Source organism: Mycetocola miduiensis (genome assembly GCF_900115155.1).
Classification (GTDB): domain Bacteria; phylum Actinomycetota; class Actinomycetes; order Actinomycetales; family Microbacteriaceae; genus Mycetocola_A; species Mycetocola_A miduiensis.
Genome location: NZ_FOVM01000004.1, coordinates 232,120 through 250,862, shown reverse-complemented (window position 1 = coordinate 250,862; position 18,743 = coordinate 232,120). Strand labels below are relative to the sequence as shown.

Sequence of the window (18,743 nt, the reverse complement as noted above, 5' to 3'; positions counted from 1 at the left end):
GTGAGAAAAGACGGAGAGCACCGCAATTTGACTTGGCTCGAAGCGTTCGTTCTAATGGGATGGCAACAAGGGTCCCCCTAATGGGGGCCTTCTTCCCGAGGACGGGTGCCTATCCGCCGGATACCCGGCGCGGATCACGAGTGCACACCTCGAAATCACTACGAGTCAGGTTAGCTTTGAATTTATCGAATATTTTGGCGCGCTCATCGGCGCGCAAGAACAGCACACCCGCCCCCGTGCGCTTCGGCACGGTAGGCGCTGCCACCGCGATGCTGGTCGCCGCGTTCCTGGCAGTCGGCCCGCTCTCCGCCTCACCCGCACAGGCGGCCGAAAGCACCATGCTGGGTAGCTCCGCCCCGACCGGCCTGGTTTCGCACTCAGACACCGCCGGTGTCGAGGTCGGCACCAAGTTCAGCGCCGTCAAGGACAGCACGGCCACCGGAATGCGCTTCTTCAAGAACGGCGACACCCTGGGGTCACACAACGGGACCCTATGGTCAGGTTCGGGAACGAAGCTCGCTGGAGCGTCGTTCACGGGCGAGACGTCCACCGGTTGGCAGACGGCCCAGTTTGACCGGCCGGTCGCTTTGAAGGCTGGCCAGAACTACGTTGTCTCGTACTACGCGCCGCGCGGCAAGTACGCGGTGACCTACGGCTCCACGGGAGTGTCGCAAAACGCGAACCTCAAGCTTGCCTCCGGGTCCGGCGTCTACAAGTACGGCAAGTCGTCGACGTTCCCGACCACCAGCTTCCGCAACAGCAACTACTGGGTTGACGTGACCCTTGGTGCGACGACAGCACCTGCGCCAGCACCAGCACCGAGCACTGCCCCGGCTCCCGCCCCGGCTCCCGCTCCGAGCACCGGATTCCCTTCCGCTGACTCGACCGGCGTCCCCGCAGGAACGGCGCTCTCCACGTACACCGGCCCGAGCCGGATCACCACGCCGAACACGGTCATCAACGGCAAGATCGTGAACAGCGACCTGCAGATCGCGACCACCGGCGTCAAGATCACCAATTCGAAGATCAACGGAAGCATCTTCAACAGCGGCTCCGGATCGTTCACCATCAGCGACAGCCAGGTGCACGTCGCGGCTGAAGTTGGAACCGGTATCGGCGACGCACGCTTCACCGCGAGCCGTGTCGAGGTCACCGGCGGTAACCGCTCGATCAACTGCTCGCTCGACTGCATCGTTGAGAACTCGTATCTCCACGGTCAGAACAGTGACTCCAGAGGTCTGGCACACGCATCCGCCGTTCGCATGGGCGCCAACTCCATCATCCGTGGCAACACAATCGCGTGCGATGCAAACCCTGTGGGTGCTGAAGCAGGATGTTCCGCAGCCCTCACCGGCTACGGCGACTTCGCTGCCGTGAAGAACAACACCATCGACGGCAACAAGTTCCTCTCCGAGTCGGGCGGCTTCTGCGCCTACGGCGGATCCTCCACCGGCAAGCCATATTCGGGTCAGACCCGCGACATCCGCTTCACCAACAACGTGTGGGAGCGCGGAGATTCCGGCAAGTGCGGCATCTGGGGACCGATCGTGTCCTTCGATTCCAACGCCCCGGGCAACGTCTGGACCAACAACACCTATGAAGACGGCGCCTCCATCCGGGCCGCAAACTAACGTTGGCTGACTAAGCAACGCGAACAAGCACAGTGCGTCGTGACCGCCCCAGGCGGAAGCGGCGCACTGTGCTTTTCCAGTTAAATAACGTTCTGTCACAGCCGTGGCGGATGTCGTTTCGGGGCCAGCCGCCGACCGGTATCGTGCTTGACACGGGTACTTTTGATCACGTGACCGCACCGGAAGGAACGCCAGGATGCCGAGCGTCATAATCGCCGCGCACAACGAAGAGAATGTGATCGGACAGGCCCTCGACGCGCTCCTCGCCCAGACAACGATCGCACCATTCGAAGTCGTCGTCAGCGCCAACGGCTGCACGGACCGAACCGTGGCCGTCGCCACGCGTCCGGGCGTGACCGTGATCGACCGCAAAGAACCCGGAAAGGCCGGAGCCCTCAACGCGGGCGACCAGGCGGCTGCCACATACCCCAGGATCTACCTCGATGCGGATATCCTCGTACCGCCCGGCGGCGTTGCAGCAATCCTCGAGCCATTCACCCGCTCCCCCGCCCCGCTCGCGGTGGTGCCACGGCGCCGGCTGGACAGAGCTGGCCGGCCCTGGGCCGTCCGAGCGTACCTAGCCATCAACGAACAATTGCCTGCGTTCCAAAACGGCTTGTTCGGCCGTGGGATGATCGCGCTGTCCGAGCAGGGCCGCGGGAGATTCGATACGTTCCCCGCCATGATCGCCGACGACCTGTTCATCGACTCCCTGTTCTCGGACGCCGAGAAAGTGGTGGTGAGCGAGGTCGAGATCGTCGTCGATGCGCCCTTCACGACACGGGACCTGCTTCGACGTCTTGTGCGGGTTCGCCGCGGCAACTCCGAAATGCGCGCGGCCGCCTCTGCCGGGCTGCTCGACGCGCGCGTGCGACCGGCGGACCGGTGGGCTTGGCTTCGCGACGTCGTTATACCGAATCCCCGGCTGCTGCCTGCCGCCATCCCCTACCTGTCGATCACCGTGCTCGCTGCGCTGCTGGCACGGCGTGGAGCGCCTGCGGGCAAAACCTGGGGCCGTGATGAAAGCACGCGTGGGAAGCGACCTTCCGCGGAGAACGAGGCCGCGGCCTGACTTCCTGCGATTTAGGAACTCTGGTTCTCACCTCGGCAGGATGGCTGTGCTCGCGCCCAGCTGTGGCGGACGAAGGGACGGCCGGAACAGAGCCTTCAACGTCCACCACGATCTGCGCTGTCCGAGGATCGCGCGCCGGAGTTCGACCAGCACTGTCAGACCGAAATACAGCCACGCGCGCGCATCGCCCGCTCTTCGGCGATACAGCCGGACCCGGTTGAGCATCAGCATCGTGTGGGTGGCTGCGCTCTCTCCAGAGCCTCCCCCGATATGCATGGCGCCAGCTTTTGGCGTGTACACCGTGGCCCAGCCGAGGTCCCGTGCCCTCAGGCTGAAGTCGGTCTCTTCCGAGTACAGGAAGAAAGATTCGTCAAGGCCGCCGAGTTCATCGAAACACCGGCGGTCGACAAGCAGAATGGCGCCGGTGGCCCAGTCGACCTCGTGCTCACTGACATACCGGCTCGCGTCATCGATGCGCTCCGCAAACAGCGAGAGACCTGTGAAGCTCAGCCCGCCCACCCGCCCGAGCGTTGGTCTTCTCCGCAGGGTCCTCGCAAGCCTGCCATGCTGATCGCGCACGCGCGGGGCGACCACTCCTACCCCTGGTCGACGCAGCGTATGGAACATCTGGGGCACTGACTCAGGGTCGAGTGTGGCGTCGGGGTTCAGGATGAGGATCGCGGATGCCTCGGGTGAGGCGCGGACCGCGCGATTGATTCCAGCCGCATAGCCATCGTTGATTGACCTCACCACCGTGACATCGGATCGGCGCTCCAACAGGTCCACGGTCCCGTCGGTCGAGGCGTTGTCGACGACAACGACGGAGTAGCCGAGGTCGCCCATCGCCTCGGGCAGGCTGTCCAGCAGGGCTGCGATGTGACGGCTGCTGTTGTAGGTGACGACTACAGCGGCGACGTCAAGGGGCGTTGGTGTCATGCGGTGCCTCCGTGGGGCGCGAGATCGGGACTGTCGTGGGTGTGGCGTTGGCGGCGACAGTGCGAACGCTCGCACACAGCCCAAGCAGCAGGAAGAGGATGCCGCCGGCGATCGGGAACGAGAGCCCGTCGAAGAAGGCGAAGAGGACGGCCACGTTGAACATCGATGCGGCGAGCGCGTGGCCGATCAAACGGGAATCCGGGTCGTTAGGGAACTTCGCTCGACCTGCGCTCCATATGGCCGCGACGAACATGCTGCCGAAGGCGAGAACGCCGAGGATACCCAGTTCGATCGCGACGAGGACCCACTGGTTGTCAAAAATGTAATACCGGGGCAGGAAGATGCCGAAGCCCGAGCCGATCAGCGGAGAGGGCTCCATGAAGCCGGGAACCTGCGCGAGCGCATGCGTCCGCGACTGGGTGCTCGGATCGCTGCCTGCGCCGGTGAACAGTGCGACGGTCGTGGAAAGGAGTCCGGGCATCGCCGCGACGATGGAGAAGGCGATGGCGCCGACAACAGCGAGCGCAGCGGGAATGTAGCGCCGGGGAATCACCGGAAGCATGGAGATCACGGCGACGACGAACCCGATGATTGCTGAGCGGGATACGGCAAGTAACGACGAGAAGGCGATCAAGGCGACTGGCAGCCACCACCAGAGTCCCGCGCGTGACCCTTGCGGCCGGAACCCGCGGGAGACCGCTGCGGCGATGACGAGCGGAAGCGCCGCGTTGAGGGCCGTTGCATACTCGAGCGGGTGAACCGCGGTTCCGGATGAGCGAAGCACGCCGGCACGCTGGCCGGGGCCCCCGGTCATGCTCAGCCCGGGGAGCGTCTGGAAGAAGTCGACAATGGCCTGACCAGTGAGGAATTGCAGTAGGCCGAGAGCGGCGAGCAGCCCTGCGCCGATACCGATCCGGCGAACCATGGTCGAGAGCTCGTCCTTCGTGCGGATGCCGTGTACCGCGACGAGGAGCACTCCCGCCCACGAGAGCAGTCGGATGATTGCGGTCACCGCCGGGCTCACCTGATCGTCCGGCTGACCGCGCAGCAGTGCAGCCGCAAAGCTGATGAGGGCAATCACAAGGAACGCCCCGAAAGCGAGCAACACCGGCTGGGAAACGCGCAGCGCCTGGGCGGGGCTCGCCTGAAGCCGGGATACCGCCCACCACACCAGGAGGATCAGTCCCCAGATCAACGACGGCCGCCCCACGCTGCCAAGAGCCGTGATGGTCATCCCCGAAGGGAGCACCAGCAGAAGCACGAGGTACACGGTGAGCATGGTCACCGCGTCGACCTCGCGTCGACCCCGCACGGCGGCGCGCTGGAGCGGGGCTTCAGCGTGCCTGGGGGACGAACTCTTGAGCGTCATGCCGACTCACACCTTGACGGGGGACGGTGTGGCTGGCGCCGATTCTTCGGCCTCCGACGCCTCCGCCAGCGAGGAGTCGTTTGGCTGCCGTGGGCGTTTGCGCCGGGCAGGCGGAGCAGTTTCGGTCCCGTCTGTGCCGGTCGTGTCTGGGTCCGGGGATCCGGGCACAACATTGGAGTCGTCCTGCCCGATCGACGCCTCATCACGCTCCCGCCTGCGCTGGCTGGAGCCGTCGACGATGCTCGCGACGAGCAGGGCCAGTACGGCGACGATGAACCCGACACCGGTGGCCGCCAGGGCTCGGTTGCGCGAGCGCTCGGTGCTTTGTTCGTCGACTGTCACGGGGATCACAGTCATCCGGTTCGCTTCGGGAATGTTCTCCACTTCCTGGAACTCACCGAGTACCGTCGCCGTTCGATCGACGAGCATCGTGAGGACATCCTCCGCGGCGGCGTCGGTGCTCGCTGTCACCGTGATCAGGATGATCGGGCCTGCGGTTGTAGTGTCCCGCACGATACGGACGTCGACTCCTGGGTACTCATCGACCACTTCGTTCAACACGTTCTCGGACCCGATGGCGCGCACGAGCACGTCGGCCGCAGGCGCCAGCCCTCCGAGGTACAGGTACGGGTTCCCGCCCTCTGGAACGCTCGTTTCACCGGGCACCAGCAACTGCGTCGCCGAGCGATCATACTCGGGCGGGACCGCGGCCCACACGCCCGCGGCAATCAATCCAGCGAGGAGAAGCCCGGGGAGCACGATGTACCAGCGCCTCACCAAGCCTAGAACTGTATCGGAAAACTTCATGATTATTACCCCTCATTACGGTGTTTGAACTGTTCCTGATTGCTCCGGCCGGTGTCCGATCGTCTTCTGGGGTCCGATCGTCGCTTCGCGAGTGCGCCGTCGACGGTGACCGATGCCCACGCGGCGACGATGAGCGCCGCGGCGAGCATCGCAACCGCTGCCGCGAGCTGAGCCCTGCGGGATGGCGCGACGTATTCGATCTGGGTAGTGAGCGGAACGACGTACGCAGAAACCCGGTTCTCCGGCGGCACGCCGACGGCGTCCTGCAGGGAGTCGGCTGTCGCCAGCGCCCTGGCCACCAACTTCTCCTGCCGCGACGCGACCCAGTCGGATGTCCGGCCGACGATGTCGATCTGGATCTCCGCTTTGTTGACCGTCGATACCCACTGATTGCCGATGTTCGCCAGCTCCACAAGCGTTCCCTCACGGACGCCGGCGCCGTAGTAGGGAGCATCCGCCTTCGAATAACCTTCGGCCAGTTCGCCGCCATTGGTGTTGAGAGCGACCGCCGCGGCGAACGCGATGACGCTTCGGTCGGTCGTTCCGTTGTCTGGAGAGAGGCTCGTCGTCGTGGGGCGCAGGAGCGAGATGACCGTCTTGGTGGTGTAGATCCCGCCGTCCTGAGCCAGCATCACGGTGGCGATGGCAACACAGACAAGGGCTGCGAACGAGATGTACCAGCGCCGGAGGATGGCGGACCCGATCTCACGGACCGACATCTCACAACACCCGCTCGAGGTTCTCCACGACGTATTCCTGCTGGTCGAGCGTGATGTGCGGGTAGAGGGGAAGAGAAAGCATTGTGTCCGCGGCTTTCTCCGCCACGGGGAAGCTCCCCGCCGAATATCCGAGGTGGGCGAAAGCAGCGGTGAGGTGGACAGGGACGGGGTAATGCACCCCGACGCCGATTCCGGCATCCGTCAATGCTCGCAGGACGCGATCCCTCTCGGCGATGCGGATGACGTAGAGATGCCAGACGTCGATGTTCCCCTCGGCGGTTCTGGGCAACTCGACACCGGGAACGTTCGCCAACAACTCGGCGTAGTTCGCCGCGGCCGCCCTGCGCCGCTGGTTCCAGCGTTCGAGCCGGGACAACTTGGCGTTGAGGACGACGGCCTGCACGGTGTCCAGTCGCGAGTTCATGCCGATGACCTCATGCTGGTATTTGACCGCGCTTCCGTGGGCTCCAAGTAGCCGCACGCGAGCGGCGATCTCAGCACTGTCGGTGGTCACGGCTCCGGCGTCGCCCGCTGCCCCAAGGTTCTTCCCCGGGTAGAAGCTCGTCCCAGCTGCGAGGCCCCATGACCCTGCCGCCCTGGAATGACGCGATGCGCCCTGGGATTGCGCCGCGTCCTCGATGATCACCGCGCCGCTCGAGCGAGCGAGCGGTTCCAGAAGCTCGACCGGCGCCACCTGTCCGAAAAGATGCACGGGAACGATTGCCTGGGTGGCTTCCGTCATGGCCTCAGCCACCCGGGACGGATCGATCAGCAGGTGGGTGGGATCCACGTCGACGAGAACAGGTCGCGCACCGATCCGCGACACGGCTTCAGCCGTCGCTATGAAGGTGTTGGCCGGCAGGATGACCTCCCCGCCCGGGGTCACACCCGATGCGCGGAGAGCGAGTTCAAGAGCATCGGTGCCGTTCGCCACGCCGACGCAGTGCCGGGCACCGACGAGCCGCGCGTAGCCTTCTTCGAACTGTGCGACATCCGGACCGCCGATGAAGGCGGTACTCGCAAAGACCGCTTTGAGCCCAGCCTGCACCTCGTCATCGACCTCGGCTTGTTGGGCCGCCAGGTCGACCAGTGGAATTCTCTGCAGTACTTTCATGATGACCTTTCAGGAGTCGGCGCCGTCGGGGCCACCTGCTGTGCAACCTCGACCTCGGGGGTGGGGTTGGGGGAAGGGAGGCGGCCCGCAGGCACTCCGGCCCAGACCTCGCGTTCGGGAAGCGGGCTGAGAAGGGCCGCCCCCATGCCCAGGACGGCATAAGCTCCGACAGCCACGCGCTGGCGGACAGACGCATTCATGCCGATGTAGGCGCCTCTCCCGATCCGAACATCTCCACCGAGGGCGACGCCGCTCGCGATCGTTGCAAAGTCCTCAATGACATTGCCGTGCGTCAACGTGACGTTGGGCATGACCACGACGTGACTTCCGACGGTGACGTCGGCCGTGAGCACGGTGTTAGCCAGGATGATGGTGCCAGGACCGATAAGGGAGTTGCCGTGATCGCTGACGCTTGGGTCGATAACCGTCGCGTACGAGTCCGTCCCCACGCCGAGGGCCGCGAGGCGCCCAACGATCCTTTCACGGGCAACCCCTGAGCCAACACACACGAGAAGCTTGACGTCTACGTATTCGATCGCCCTTTCGACGCACCCGAGCACTGGCACACCGGTGAAGGAATCAGCGATATCTGCCCAGCCGTCGTCGAGGACGCCGAAGACCGTGTGGGATGTGCCGCTCCGAGTCAGTGTGAGCACCTCACGTGCCAGGCCGCTCGCGCCGATAATCAAGACCTTTTCCATCGGTCAGATCCTGACGGCGGTCGAGAAGCGGCGAATGCGCGTCCCGGCCGCCTCGCGAATGGAGTCGATGACTTGGTCGATTTCGCTGGCCGTCATCTGGTGGAAAACCGGCAGAATGAGCGTGCTGTCGGTGAGCAGTTCGGTCACTGCCAGGTCGGCGTTCCCCGTATCGCGATCCCGGTATGCGGGTTGACGGTGGGATGCCATGATTCCCCGCCGGGCGGAGACCTCGTTCGCCGCGAGGTGCTCAAGCAGTTGTTCGCGCGTGAGCGGGAACTCCAGCGTGACCTCCAGCCAGAGCGACTGGAAATTGCTCGCTCCCCAGGCCGGGTCGCTCACGAGCCGGATCCCGTCGATGTCGCTCAGAGCTTCCGCGTAAGTCGCCGCGATCTCCCGTCGCCGCGCGACGATCTCGGACAGCCGGCCGAGCTGGACGATGCCTACGGCAGCCTGCAGGTCCGTCATCCGGTAGTTGAAGCCGATTTCGTGATACTCCTCCGGTGGCGCGAGCACGGATTCGTGACGGGCACTGGCCGACACGCTCATCGAGTGTTCACGAAGCCTACGGGCCCGGTCCGCCCAGTACTGGTGCGAGCTCGTGAGCATTCCGCCTTCGCCGGTAGTGAGAATCTTGCGAGGATGAAACGACCACGCCGTCAACTCGGCGCCTGCGCCAACGGGAGCCCCGTGGTAGGTGGACCCTGCACCGCACGCGGAGTCTTCGATGACGACGATCCCGCGCGGGTCGCACAGTGCCCGGATCGGGTCGAGGTCGACCGGCATTCCGCCCTGGTCGACCGCGATCACGGCTGTCGTGCGCTCGGTCAGGGCCGCGGCGATGGTGTCGACGGTCACATTTCCCGTTGCGCGATCGACGTCTGCGAACACCGGTCGCGCGCCGACGTAGGTCGGCGCGTTCGCGGTGGCGATGAACGAGAACGAGGGGACCACGACATCGTCCCCGGGGCGGATTCCCGCGACGACGAGCGCCAGGTGCAACGCCGTCGTGCAGTTTGACGTGGCCACGGCGAAGGACGCGTCCATGGCCTCGGCGAACCGCGTTTCGAACTGCGCCACCTGGGGGCCCTGCGCAACCCAGCCGGACTCGATCACTTTTTCGAGGGCAGCTATTTCTTCGGCCCCGAACCAGGGCTTCATCACGTTGATCCTGGACATCAGACCGGCACCTCGGTGGCTTCCCAGTTGCGTTCTTTCACCCGGGTCACCATGTCGTCGAGCGGAGTGGGGCCGTTCTTGAACCACTCCACCAGGTCATCAACGCCGTCGGCGAAGCTCACACGGGGTCTGAACCCGGTCAGCGAGGCCATGAGAGACGGGTCGCCCAACAGCCGGCGTACGTCTCCCGGCCTGGCATCGTCATGGATCGGTTCCAGGTCAGGCCTGCCCGCGGCCCGTGCGACGTCGGCGCACAGGGTGTTCATGCTCACTTCTTCGCCTGAACCAAGGTTGAGCGTTTCACCGGCGATTCCCTCTGCGGATCCGAGAAGCACCAGGGCGGCGGCGGTGTCTGACACGTGCATGAAGTCACGGGTTTGCTCGCCATCACCGAACACGATCGGACGCAGCCCCGCGAGCACTCGAACGATGGTCCGGGGCAGGACTTCGCCGCTGTCGCCCTCGAAGTGACTGCGCGGGCCATACGTGTTGAACGGACGGACGACGACAGTGTCCATCCCGTACGTGCGGAAATGAGCACGCGCGTACGCTTCACCCGCGAGCTTGCTGGCCCCATAGACCGTCTCAGGCCAGGTCGGGTGTCGCTCGTCCATGGGCGCGTACTGGGCGGTGCCGAAGACCTCGCTCGTGCTGACGTAGATGAATCGGTTGACCCCTCGTCCCTTAGCACCCTGAAGCAATTGGAGTGTCCCTTCGGCGTTGACGCTGTGGTTTTCCATCGGCTCGTGAAGACTGTGTCGAACACCGAGGCACGCCAGGTGATAGACGACATCAACATCGCCCAGTGCCGCGTTTCTGGCATCCTCGTCGCGGATGTCGCCCTCGACGAGACGGACACGCGGATCGTCGTCGAGGTGCACGAGATTGGCTCGCGTGCCATTCACGAGGTTGTCGAGCACGACAACGGAATCGGCGCCCGCGGTGAGGAGCTGGTCGACCAGGTGGCTCCCGATGAAGCCCGCTCCCCCGGTGACGAGGACTTTCGCTTCCTGCAGTGTGCTCATCGTGCTGGCTCCATCTGTCGTTCGCTGGGCGAGGGGGATACTGAACTGCCCGACTGGGCCAGGCTCCTGGTTGCTGCTTCGAGGACGGCCAGGACGCGGAGCCCCGCCTCACCGTCGGTGCGTGGCGCACGCCTAGACCGGATGCTCGATGCGAACTCGGCGGCCATGGTCGCCAGGGCTTCACGCTCCGGAAGCGCCGGGGACCAGGTGTCCCCGAGCCGGTAGGAGATGTTCGCGTCGCGTCGGTCTGTGCGGCCTGCGGACTGTTTGCCGAGGTCCACACCCCGGTCATAAACGCTCAGCCGTTGTTGTGGGTTGAGGTCATCCCAAACGAGCGTGCGTTTGCTTCCGCCGATCACCATCTGCCGGATCTTCGTCGGACTGAGCCAGTTGACGTGCACGTGGGCGATCGCCCCGCTCGCCAGGGGAAGCGTCAGGTAGCCGATGCAGGATCTGCCCGCACCGAGCGGGTCGGCTCCCTGGGCCGCAACGGCGGTCGGTCGGAGCCCTCCGGGGAGCACGAAATCGAGGATGGACAAGTCGTGGGGAGCGAGGTCCCAGAACACGTCGACGTCGGGTTGGATGAGGCCGAGGTTGATGCGAACCGAGTCGACGAAGAGGATCTCTCCGAGCGCTCCTTCTGCGATGAGCTCGCGGATTTTGAGAACGGCTGGCGTGTAGCAGTAAGTGTGGTCAGCCATCAGGACTAGACCGCGGGTGGCCGCCTCGAGAACCATGGCGCGGCCGTTGCTCCCGGATTCCGCCAAAGGCTTTTCGACCACCACATGCTTGCCAGCGGCGAGCGCCTGCATCGCGATCGGATAGTGCGTGCGCGCCGGGGTCGCGATCGCGATCGCGTCGAGGTCGTCGGCTGCCAGCAGTTCGGTGAGCGAGGTGATCACCGGAACGTGACCGACCTGGTCGGCCACCCGCTGAGCCCGCTCGAGATCGAGGTCGCAAATCGCGACGAGCTCCCAATCGGGACTGGTCGAGAAGTTGCGCGCCAGGTTGGGTCCCCAGTAGCCGGCGCCGACGACGGCAATACGTAGTCTCTCCAATGTCATGTCGTTTCCCTCGCGGTCGTTGATGATGGGCAGGTCGTCGTGGTCGGAGGAACGTGCATGCGCTCACTGATTTGCTTTGAACAACACGTCGACCCAGTAGTTGGTGTTCACAACGGATGTGGGCGCACCGGTCCCGTAGGTGTAACGACCGCCGACTGCTGTCGTGCTGAGCGGCTGATTGACGATCGGGTCGCGGAGTCCGTTGGCCGTCACCGAGTAGCGACCGACAGGGGCGCGATAGCTCACGACATACGTGGTGCCGGGCTGGATGGCGACGGGATTCGCAAAGACCGCGAACTGCCAGCCGCTTGCACTCTCATTGGTGAAAGTCACCGTGGCCAGGGCCACTCCGTTCGGTCCCCACAGTGTTCCGGTGTGTTGGCCGACGTCCTGGGTTCCCTTGTAGAACCGCACCCCGAGAACGTTGCCTGCGGTCGCGGTGGTGAAGGCCATCCCGAGCTGCACCGGCTTTGAGTCAGCCCAGTTCGTGTTGGCCGGAGTACCCGACGGCCCGAAGACAGACGTCACTCCTGGTTGGGTCAGCGGGTCGACCGGCTGTTCCGGTGTCGGTGTCGGCGTCGGTGTCGGCGTCGGCGTCGGCGTCGGCGTCGGGGTTGGGGTTGGAGTCGGGGTTGGTGTCGGTGTCGGGGTTGGGGTTGGGGTTGGAGTCGGGGTTGGTGTCGAACCAGCTGTCGCGAACTCGATGTCGACGAAGTAGTTCGATGCCTTCGATGAATAGATCGGCAAGCCGCCGCCGCTCTTATACAGATATCGTCCAGCGGTCGCGGTCAGCGGTCCCGACGTCTTCGGCGACTGGAAGTAGGACGTCGTGTACGCGTAGCGACCCTGCGGCGCATAATACGAAACCACGTACTGCGCACCCGCGGTCAGCGACACGGGCGCCGAGAGCGGAGCTGTCTGCCAGCCGGTGGCAGACTCCCCCGTGAAGGTCACGGTCGCCAGTCGAGTACCGGCCGCGTTCCACAGAGACCCTGTGTGAACGCCCCCGTTGCCTGTCCCCTTGAAGAATCGGATCGCTGTCACCGACCCTGCCTGGCTCGCCGTGAAGGCCATGCCCAGTTCGACCGGGGCCGCGTCATTCGTCGCTGCGGGAACAGCCGGCGTCTCGTTGCCGAGCACCGTGTATGTCGTGCTTGTCGAACCGGACTGGGCCGTACGGAACGACCACTGCTGGGTGGGCAGGGTGGCCCCACTCGTCGATTGGATCCCAGACACGGTGACGTCTACGAGTGCGCCGGATGGTAGGTCGCCAGCGGGAGTCAGAATGATCGTCTTGCGGTCGCCGCTGATGGAGACAGCACCGTTGATCGCTGTACTGCCGACGGCCGCTCGTATCTGATACCCCGGAGCGATCGCCGTCGAGAACGTGATCGAGATCCCCGTGTTCCTGGCGACGTCGAGCGCCCCGTCTGCGGGCTGTGTGCTCACGACGGTCAGGGGATCTGGGGTGGTCTCAAACACGACGTCGACGGAGTACCCGGTCGTCGTCCGCGATGCCGGGAACGCGTTGGAGTAGTTGTACACACCGGAGTTCGCTGCGACGCGCAGGGGACCTTTACTGTAACCGGCACTGCCATATGCGCCTGGCGTCGCGGAGTAGCGACCGGCTGGTGCCCGGTACGACGCCACGTATTCCGTTCCAGCAGTGATCGTCACTGGCTGCGCGAAGTACACGGTCTGCCACCCCGATGTACTTTCGTCACTGAAGATTGCCGTTGCGAGTGACTCCCCTGTCGAGGACCACAGGGTTCCGACGTGCGTTCCGGTGTTTCCCGCCGCTTTGTAGAAACGGACGCCCTTGATGATGCCGTTCGCTGTGGACGAGAACCGCACGCCCAGGGTGACGGCGGCCGGGTCACCGACCTCGATGATGCCAGGAACGTCTCCATCGTCGTAAAGGCTGCACGGGCACACCCCGCCCTCCGCCGGCGGTTTCACCGTGGTGAACGACCAGGCACCGCCCGACAATGGTTCGGGTCCTGCTGCACCCTGGACGGTCATCGAAACCGAGTACTTCACGAAGCCCGCGAGCGGTGTAGCGGGCGTGAAGGTCACCGTTCGGGTGCCAGCGTCATAGGTCGTCTGTCCGCTGACGGTCGCGTTGAGGCTGTCGCGGACCGTGACGGCGACAGAGCCGGCTGGCACATCCCTGGACAGGACCGCGCGAATGGTGGTCGATGTCGGAACGCTGGATGAGCCAGGCAACGGCCATTGCTGCGTGGCGGCGAGGGGTACTGTGTTCGCCGTGTCGAAGACGGCATCGACGAAGTAATGCCCGCGCTGGTAGCTGCTCGTCGGGTAGGTCCCGTTTGTGCTGTACACACCGGCTGGCTGCGATCCGAACCCGCCATCGACCTTGAGGGGATGGCGATCGATCGGCCCGTAGTCCGCGAAGTTGGACTCAACGGCGTAACGGCCGTTCGGGGCGCGATAGGAGATCACATACGTGCGACCGGCGGTGACCGGAACGGCGCTGCTGAATTGAGCGGTCTGCCAGCCGGAGGACGTTTCGTCGGTGAACGTGGTTGTCGCCAGCCGGACGCCGTCATCGCGCCACAGTGAGCCGGTGTGGGTTCCCGTGTTCGCGCTGCTCTTGTAGAAACGGACGCCCGAAACGAAACCGTTCACGGCCGCGGTGAACCGCAGGCCAAGTTCCACAGCCGCAGCGTCGCCGCTGTCGGCTATCTTCGGTACCGAAGCGCCGAAGAAGGAGTATGGTCCTGTGACGGTGAGGGGAAGAACCTTGGGTGTCGCCGGGTAGTTGGCGCTGTCGTCGATCGCTCGAACCTGAATCGGCGTTGTGCCCATGCCGTTCTGTACGTACTGGTAGGTCCAGACGGTGGTACCAGAGGCAGCGTGCCAGGATTTCCCGCTGTCGGTTGAGACTTCGACCCCGGCCACCCGGCCTCCGACGTCGCTCGCCGTGCCGGACAGCGTCACGAGTGTTCCGTTGGCAATGGACGCGTTCTGAGCTGGAGCATCGATCGTCACGGTCGGTGCGGTCGTGTCGGTGCTTGCCGTTGCCCGCACGAGCGCAGGATCGAGCGACGCGGGCTGGGCTCCCATGTCAGCGAGGAGGTTCACCTGGGCTTGCTGCATCCGCGGATCGGCTGGGGCACCATTACCGTCGTGTCTCTGGTCGAGTCCCCACGCCCACTGCACGCTGCCCGCTGAAAAGACCAGGGCTCCGCTTGGTGCCCGGTAGAGAGTGAGATGGTGGGTTGTCGTTCCTGGCTTGACGACGTTGCCGTAATCCTGGAGGTATTCCGAAACGGTGCCCGTCGTTGTCGACAGGTGGATGAGCCCGCCTGGGCGGAAGCCGTTGTCCACGTCTTCGTTCGACTCATACCCCACTGTGTGCGGGGCGAGGGCTGCGGTTGATCCCTGCGCGAGGTTCGTGAGGCTGGTGTTTCGCCACAGCCGCATCTTGCCTTCGGACGACGAGACCGACACCGGAAGGTCGACGGAGTTCACCTGGTAGATGGTGCCGATGAGCTTGTTCTCGGGCTGGGCCGCTCCTGCTGAAGCCGGAGCGAATCGTGGGTCACGAAAGGTACCCGTCCACTCGGAACTGGGATCGATCTTGGCGCGTGACCACGTCTCCTTATAGCTGACCAGCGTGCGATAAGGGGTCGCACCCGCGCCCGCGGATGGTTCGTAACGGGTTCGCCAGTATCCGTCGTTCCCGCCGAGGAACTGCAGGTTCACACCGGCATCCCTGGCGGCCTCGATGTTCGACCGCTGCGCTCCCGACCAGTATTCGTCGTGGCCGACCGAGAGGAAAGTCTTGTGGTTCTTGAGCAGTGCTCCGAGCCGGTCGGTGTCGACGCCGCTGAAGTAACTGACGTCGTAGCCGTTCTTCTCCAGGAATCGGACCTGCGCGTATTCGCTGGAGAAGTAGAAGTCGCGGCCGTTCCCGGTGGCGCGGGTGTCGAATGGGCGGTTGTAGCTGAGTTTGTATGCTCGGCCATTGTCTCCGCCCCGGTAGAAGCTGCTTCCGCCGTAGGCGTTGTACGCGTGCCAGGTCGGGTCGGAGGTCTGGAAGAGGACGTCTGAGCGGCTGGCCTCATCGCGGACGACGAAGATGATGTGGCTGCTTCCGTTGGTGTCCGCGCGGGTGAGTACCGCGAGGTAGACGCCGGAGACCGCGTCTGCGGGGACGTCCCAGGACGCAGACACGCCCCAGGTTCCGCAGTCGTAGAGTTCGGTCGCCGCGTCAGTGATGCACTGCGGCTGGGTGAGGGGACGGTTCGGTGCGAGGTCCGCGGTACCGACGAGCCGGGCCCCGAGGCCCTGGTACCAACCGGTGCGGTAGATGTCGACCTTGTAATTCGGCACGGCAGAGTCGATCTTGAAATCGATTCGTGATCCGACATTCACGCTGATGTCCGTGGCGAATCCCTGAATAGTTCGATCACCGGCCCCAACGATGTCCCAGACCGCCGGGTTCGTTCCTGGCTTCGAGTTCTCGCACACGATCGCGTTCGACCCCGTGTCGCACGGGCCGGCAGCGTGTGCGGCCCCTGTGCCAAGAGGAACGGCTATCGTGACAAGCAGGACCGCTGCTGCCACAAGCGCGGTGAAGCGTCGGGTCAGACCTGCGCTGAATCGGGAGGTCAGCCTGCTCGATTGGTGCACGTTGTTCTCTTCTCGCCCTGTATGTTGCCGCGTGAAGTCATTCCCCGTCGGATTCGGAAGAAGGAGAAACGACGACCGACTCTGATCGCACAATCCATGAACGTGACGTAACTTCACGTTCTGTGCTGAAAGAGTAACCTGCGATGGGCAGAGGCCGATCCCCCCTTTTCGGGTGAGGAACGCTCAGCTTTTCGAGAAAACGGCGCAAACGAGACCTTCACGGTGCGCCACGATCACGGCCTGGACCCGGTCGCGGAGCTCGAGCTTGAAGAGGATGCGTCCGACGTGGGTCTTCACGGGGGACTCCGACAGGAAGAGCCAGCCGGCGATTTCGGTGTTCGACACGGCTGTTTGGGGCCGTAGGTCTTGGTGAGGTTCTGTAATTCGATCATGATGCGAGGCTACGAACCCGACCCACCGTGCCGCGTCGGCCGCCGGAATGGGGTTTGACCGTTCCACCTCATACCCTGTACCGTTTTTGCGGTACCCGCCCGTTCGGAGACAGTCTTAGAGCTGCGAGCCCTGCACCGAGAAGGTGTCGCAGGCCGCCGCGCCGTTCTCGTAACCGGTGGTGAACCAGCGCTGCCGCTGCTCGCTCGACCCGTGCGTCCAGGCTTCGGAGTTCACTTCCTGGCCCGAGCCCTGCTGGATGCGGTCGTCACCGACGGCTGCTGCGGCGTCGAGGGCATCCGTCACCTGCGTCTGGGTCGGCGGCTCGAGGAACTTCGTGCCGCTCACATCGTCCGTCTGGGATGCGCCGGCGACCCAGGCCCCGGCGAAGCAGTCGGCCTGAAGTTCGATCCGCACGGAGTCGGAGTCCGGGCCGGTACCTGTGCGGTCGGCCGAGTCCATGATCCCTGTGATGTTCTGGATGTGGTGTCCCCACTCGTGCGCAGCGATGTACATCTGCGCGAGGGTGCCACCCGTCGTGTCGAACGGAGGCTGGCGGAGTTGCTGGAAAAAGCTCGTGTCGATGTAGATCGTCGCATCTGGCGGGCAGTAGAACGGGCCGGTCGCACTGGACGCCGCTCCGCAGCCGGTCGTCGTCGACTGGTCGAAGAGCACGAAGGACGGCGTCACGTATTCGTTGCTCGCAATCGAGGGGTAGGTGGCGACCCAGAAGTCGTCGATCGACGCGCTCGCGCCCTGCATCAGGCAGTCGACGTTCTCGTTGGCGTCCTCGCCGGTCTTGCACTCGGTGATCGCTTGGTCAGGCCCGGCTGGCGCGCCCTGCCCGCCACCACCGATCAACCCGCCGATGTCGACGCCGGTCAGCTGAGAGACGACGAACACGACGATGACGCCGACGATGCCGACGCCGCCGCCGACGGCAGCACCACGACCCCGACGCTTGACGTTGCCACCGGAAATGTCCGAATCGGGATTGAAAGTCACGACGCCAACCTATCCCTCAGGTCCTGCACCAAACAGCACATTGCGCTTGGGCGCCCCGACGGCTATGACGCGAAACGGTCGGTCGCCTCGAGCAAAGCGTCGAGGATTCCGGGCTCGTCGAAGGCATGCCCGGCGTCAGCGATCATGCGGAGTTCTGCGTGGGGCATCGCCTTGGCGAGCGCCCACGCCGTCATCGCCGGGGTGCAGATGTCGTAGCGGCCCTGCACGATCACGGTCGGAATGTCCGCCAGCCTGCCGGCATCTCGAATCAGCTGCCCTTCTTCCCACCAGCCTCCATGGATGAAGTAATGGTTCTCGATGCGGGCGAAGGCCACGGCATAGCTCGGCTCGGTGAACCGGGCGATCACATCGGCGCGCGGCAGCAAGGTGATCGTGGAGGACTCCCAGCGTGACCAGGCGATCGCGGCCGGGCCGTGAACGGCAGGGTCGGGGTTATTGAGCAGCCTGGAGTAGGCGCGGATGAGGTGCCCGCGCTCCTCGACTGGGACGGGGGCGAGGAATTCCTGCCACAGGTCGGGGAAGATCGCGGATGCGCCACCCTCGTAGAACCAGTCGAGCTCGACCTGACGGAGGGTGAAGATGCCGCGGAGCACGAGTTCGCGCACCCGGTCGGGGTGGGTTTCGGCGTAGGCCAGGGCGAGGGCACTGCCCCACGAACCGCCGAAAACCTGCCAGGTGTCCACTGCAAGGTGATCGCGCAGTTTCTCAATGTCGGACACGAGGTGCCAGCTGGTGTTCGCCGCGAGGTCCGCCTCAGGAGCGCTCGCGTGCGGCGTGCTCCTGCCGCAGCCCCGCTGGTCGAATAGGACGATCCGGTACCTGGCCGGGTCAAACAGCCGACGGTGGTCAGCACTGGATCCGCCCCCCGGGCCACCGTGGAGAAAGACAACGGGCTTGCCGTCCGGGTTCCCGCAGGTCTCCCAGTAGATGGCGTTGCCGTCGCCGACGTCGAGGAGGCCGGCGTCGTATGGTTCGATCTCTGGGTACAGTGTCCGCATCCTTCGACCGTACCCCTCCCGTTCCGTCGGGGCAGCCCCGCGCGTAGGCTGTCCGC

14 protein-coding genes and 1 pseudogene are annotated in these 18,743 nt (G+C 64.7%); 2 read left to right on the top strand and 13 right to left on the bottom strand.

Going from position 1 to position 18,743, the window contains the following annotated elements:
* The first annotated feature begins 194 nt into the window (after positions 1 to 194).
* Positions 195 to 1,631, top strand: a complete 1,437-nt coding sequence (locus BM197_RS08785) for a DUF4082 domain-containing protein (RefSeq protein ID WP_177216789.1) — start codon at positions 195 to 197, stop codon at positions 1,629 to 1,631.
* A gap of 196 nt (positions 1,632 to 1,827) precedes the next feature.
* The gene (locus BM197_RS08780) at positions 1,828 to 2,703 is read left to right on the top strand and encodes a glycosyltransferase family 2 protein (RefSeq protein WP_090710664.1); all 876 of its coding nucleotides are present in this window, start codon (positions 1,828 to 1,830) and stop codon (positions 2,701 to 2,703) included.
* A 27-nt stretch (positions 2,704 to 2,730) separates the two neighbouring features.
* On the opposite strand, the gene BM197_RS08775 is transcribed toward BM197_RS08780, so the two are convergent.
* The 13 genes and pseudogenes from BM197_RS08775 to pip all read right to left on the bottom strand — a co-directional run bounded on the left by BM197_RS08775 (position 2,731) and on the right by pip (position 18,687).
* Positions 2,731 to 3,639 (bottom strand): glycosyltransferase family 2 protein, encoded by a 909-nt coding sequence (locus BM197_RS08775; RefSeq protein WP_090710662.1) that lies wholly within the window; start codon positions 3,637 to 3,639, stop codon positions 2,731 to 2,733.
* Positions 3,620 to 5,008, bottom strand: coding sequence for an O-antigen ligase family protein (locus BM197_RS08770; RefSeq protein WP_090710660.1), 1,389 nt, complete (start codon positions 5,006 to 5,008; stop codon positions 3,620 to 3,622). The genes BM197_RS08775 and BM197_RS08770 overlap by 20 nt, the downstream gene beginning before the upstream one ends.
* A 6-nt stretch (positions 5,009 to 5,014) precedes the next feature.
* On the bottom strand, positions 5,015 to 5,815 hold the full coding sequence (locus tag BM197_RS08765) for a YveK family protein (protein ID WP_143095041.1): 801 nt from the start codon (positions 5,813 to 5,815) through the stop codon (positions 5,015 to 5,017).
* Positions 5,816 to 5,820: 5 nt separating this feature from the next.
* Positions 5,821 to 6,534 (bottom strand): hypothetical protein, encoded by a 714-nt coding sequence (locus BM197_RS08760; protein WP_090710656.1) that lies wholly within the window; start codon positions 6,532 to 6,534, stop codon positions 5,821 to 5,823.
* 1 nt (position 6,535) lies between these two features.
* Positions 6,536 to 7,648 carry a DegT/DnrJ/EryC1/StrS family aminotransferase gene (locus tag BM197_RS08755; protein WP_090710654.1) on the bottom strand — a complete coding sequence of 371 codons (1,113 nt, stop codon included), beginning with the start codon at positions 7,646 to 7,648 and terminating at the stop codon, positions 6,536 to 6,538.
* On the bottom strand, positions 7,645 to 8,349 hold the full coding sequence (locus tag BM197_RS08750; protein ID WP_090710652.1) for a NeuD/PglB/VioB family sugar acetyltransferase: 705 nt from the start codon (positions 8,347 to 8,349) through the stop codon (positions 7,645 to 7,647). The genes BM197_RS08755 and BM197_RS08750 overlap by 4 nt, the downstream gene beginning before the upstream one ends.
* A gap of 3 nt (positions 8,350 to 8,352) precedes the next feature.
* Positions 8,353 to 9,525, bottom strand: coding sequence for a DegT/DnrJ/EryC1/StrS family aminotransferase (locus BM197_RS08745; RefSeq protein ID WP_245762465.1), 1,173 nt, complete (start codon positions 9,523 to 9,525; stop codon positions 8,353 to 8,355).
* The gene (locus BM197_RS08740) at positions 9,525 to 10,550 is read right to left on the bottom strand and encodes a dTDP-glucose 4,6-dehydratase (RefSeq protein ID WP_090710650.1); all 1,026 of its coding nucleotides are present in this window, start codon (positions 10,548 to 10,550) and stop codon (positions 9,525 to 9,527) included. The genes BM197_RS08745 and BM197_RS08740 overlap by 1 nt, the downstream gene beginning before the upstream one ends.
* Positions 10,547 to 11,614 carry a Gfo/Idh/MocA family protein gene (locus tag BM197_RS08735; RefSeq protein ID WP_090710648.1) on the bottom strand — a complete coding sequence of 356 codons (1,068 nt, stop codon included), beginning with the start codon at positions 11,612 to 11,614 and terminating at the stop codon, positions 10,547 to 10,549. The genes BM197_RS08740 and BM197_RS08735 overlap by 4 nt, the downstream gene beginning before the upstream one ends.
* A 63-nt stretch (positions 11,615 to 11,677) precedes the next feature.
* Positions 11,678 to 16,273 (bottom strand): DUF4082 domain-containing protein, encoded by a 4,596-nt coding sequence (locus BM197_RS08730; RefSeq protein ID WP_090710646.1) that lies wholly within the window; start codon positions 16,271 to 16,273, stop codon positions 11,678 to 11,680.
* Positions 16,274 to 16,456: 183 nt separating this feature from the next.
* A pseudogene (locus BM197_RS16625) lies at positions 16,457 to 16,618 on the bottom strand (LuxR C-terminal-related transcriptional regulator); the annotation flags it as partial.
* Positions 16,619 to 16,780: 162 nt separating this feature from the next.
* Positions 16,781 to 17,668 (bottom strand): KPN_02809 family neutral zinc metallopeptidase, encoded by an 888-nt coding sequence (ypfJ, locus tag BM197_RS08720; protein WP_090710643.1) that lies wholly within the window; start codon positions 17,666 to 17,668, stop codon positions 16,781 to 16,783.
* Positions 17,669 to 17,730: 62 nt separating this feature from the next.
* Positions 17,731 to 18,687 (bottom strand): prolyl aminopeptidase, encoded by a 957-nt coding sequence (gene pip, locus BM197_RS08715; protein ID WP_090710641.1) that lies wholly within the window; start codon positions 18,685 to 18,687, stop codon positions 17,731 to 17,733.
* Between the last annotated feature and the right edge of the window lie 56 nt (positions 18,688 to 18,743).

What these genes read in the sequence shown, in the direction of transcription:
- BM197_RS08780 (WP_090710664.1), top strand. Translation starts at nt 1,828, where the DNA reads ATGCCGAGCGTCATAATCGCCGCGCACAACGAAGAGAATGTGATCGGA.
- BM197_RS08775 (WP_090710662.1), bottom strand. Translation starts at nt 3,639, where the DNA reads ATGACACCAACGCCCCTTGACGTCGCCGCTGTAGTCGTCACCTACAAC.
- BM197_RS08770 (WP_090710660.1), bottom strand. Translation starts at nt 5,008, where the DNA reads ATGACGCTCAAGAGTTCGTCCCCCAGGCACGCTGAAGCCCCGCTCCAG.
- BM197_RS08765 (WP_143095041.1), bottom strand. Translation starts at nt 5,815, where the DNA reads ATGAAGTTTTCCGATACAGTTCTAGGCTTGGTGAGGCGCTGGTACATC.
- BM197_RS08760 (WP_090710656.1), bottom strand. Translation starts at nt 6,534, where the DNA reads ATGTCGGTCCGTGAGATCGGGTCCGCCATCCTCCGGCGCTGGTACATC.
- BM197_RS08755 (WP_090710654.1), bottom strand. Translation starts at nt 7,648, where the DNA reads ATGAAAGTACTGCAGAGAATTCCACTGGTCGACCTGGCGGCCCAACAA.
- BM197_RS08750 (WP_090710652.1), bottom strand. Translation starts at nt 8,349, where the DNA reads ATGGAAAAGGTCTTGATTATCGGCGCGAGCGGCCTGGCACGTGAGGTG.
- BM197_RS08745 (WP_245762465.1), bottom strand. Translation starts at nt 9,525, where the DNA reads ATGTCCAGGATCAACGTGATGAAGCCCTGGTTCGGGGCCGAAGAAATA.
- BM197_RS08740 (WP_090710650.1), bottom strand. Translation starts at nt 10,550, where the DNA reads ATGAGCACACTGCAGGAAGCGAAAGTCCTCGTCACCGGGGGAGCGGGC.
- BM197_RS08735 (WP_090710648.1), bottom strand. Translation starts at nt 11,614, where the DNA reads ATGACATTGGAGAGACTACGTATTGCCGTCGTCGGCGCCGGCTACTGG.
- pip (WP_090710641.1), bottom strand. Translation starts at nt 18,687, where the DNA reads ATGCGGACACTGTACCCAGAGATCGAACCATACGACGCCGGCCTCCTC.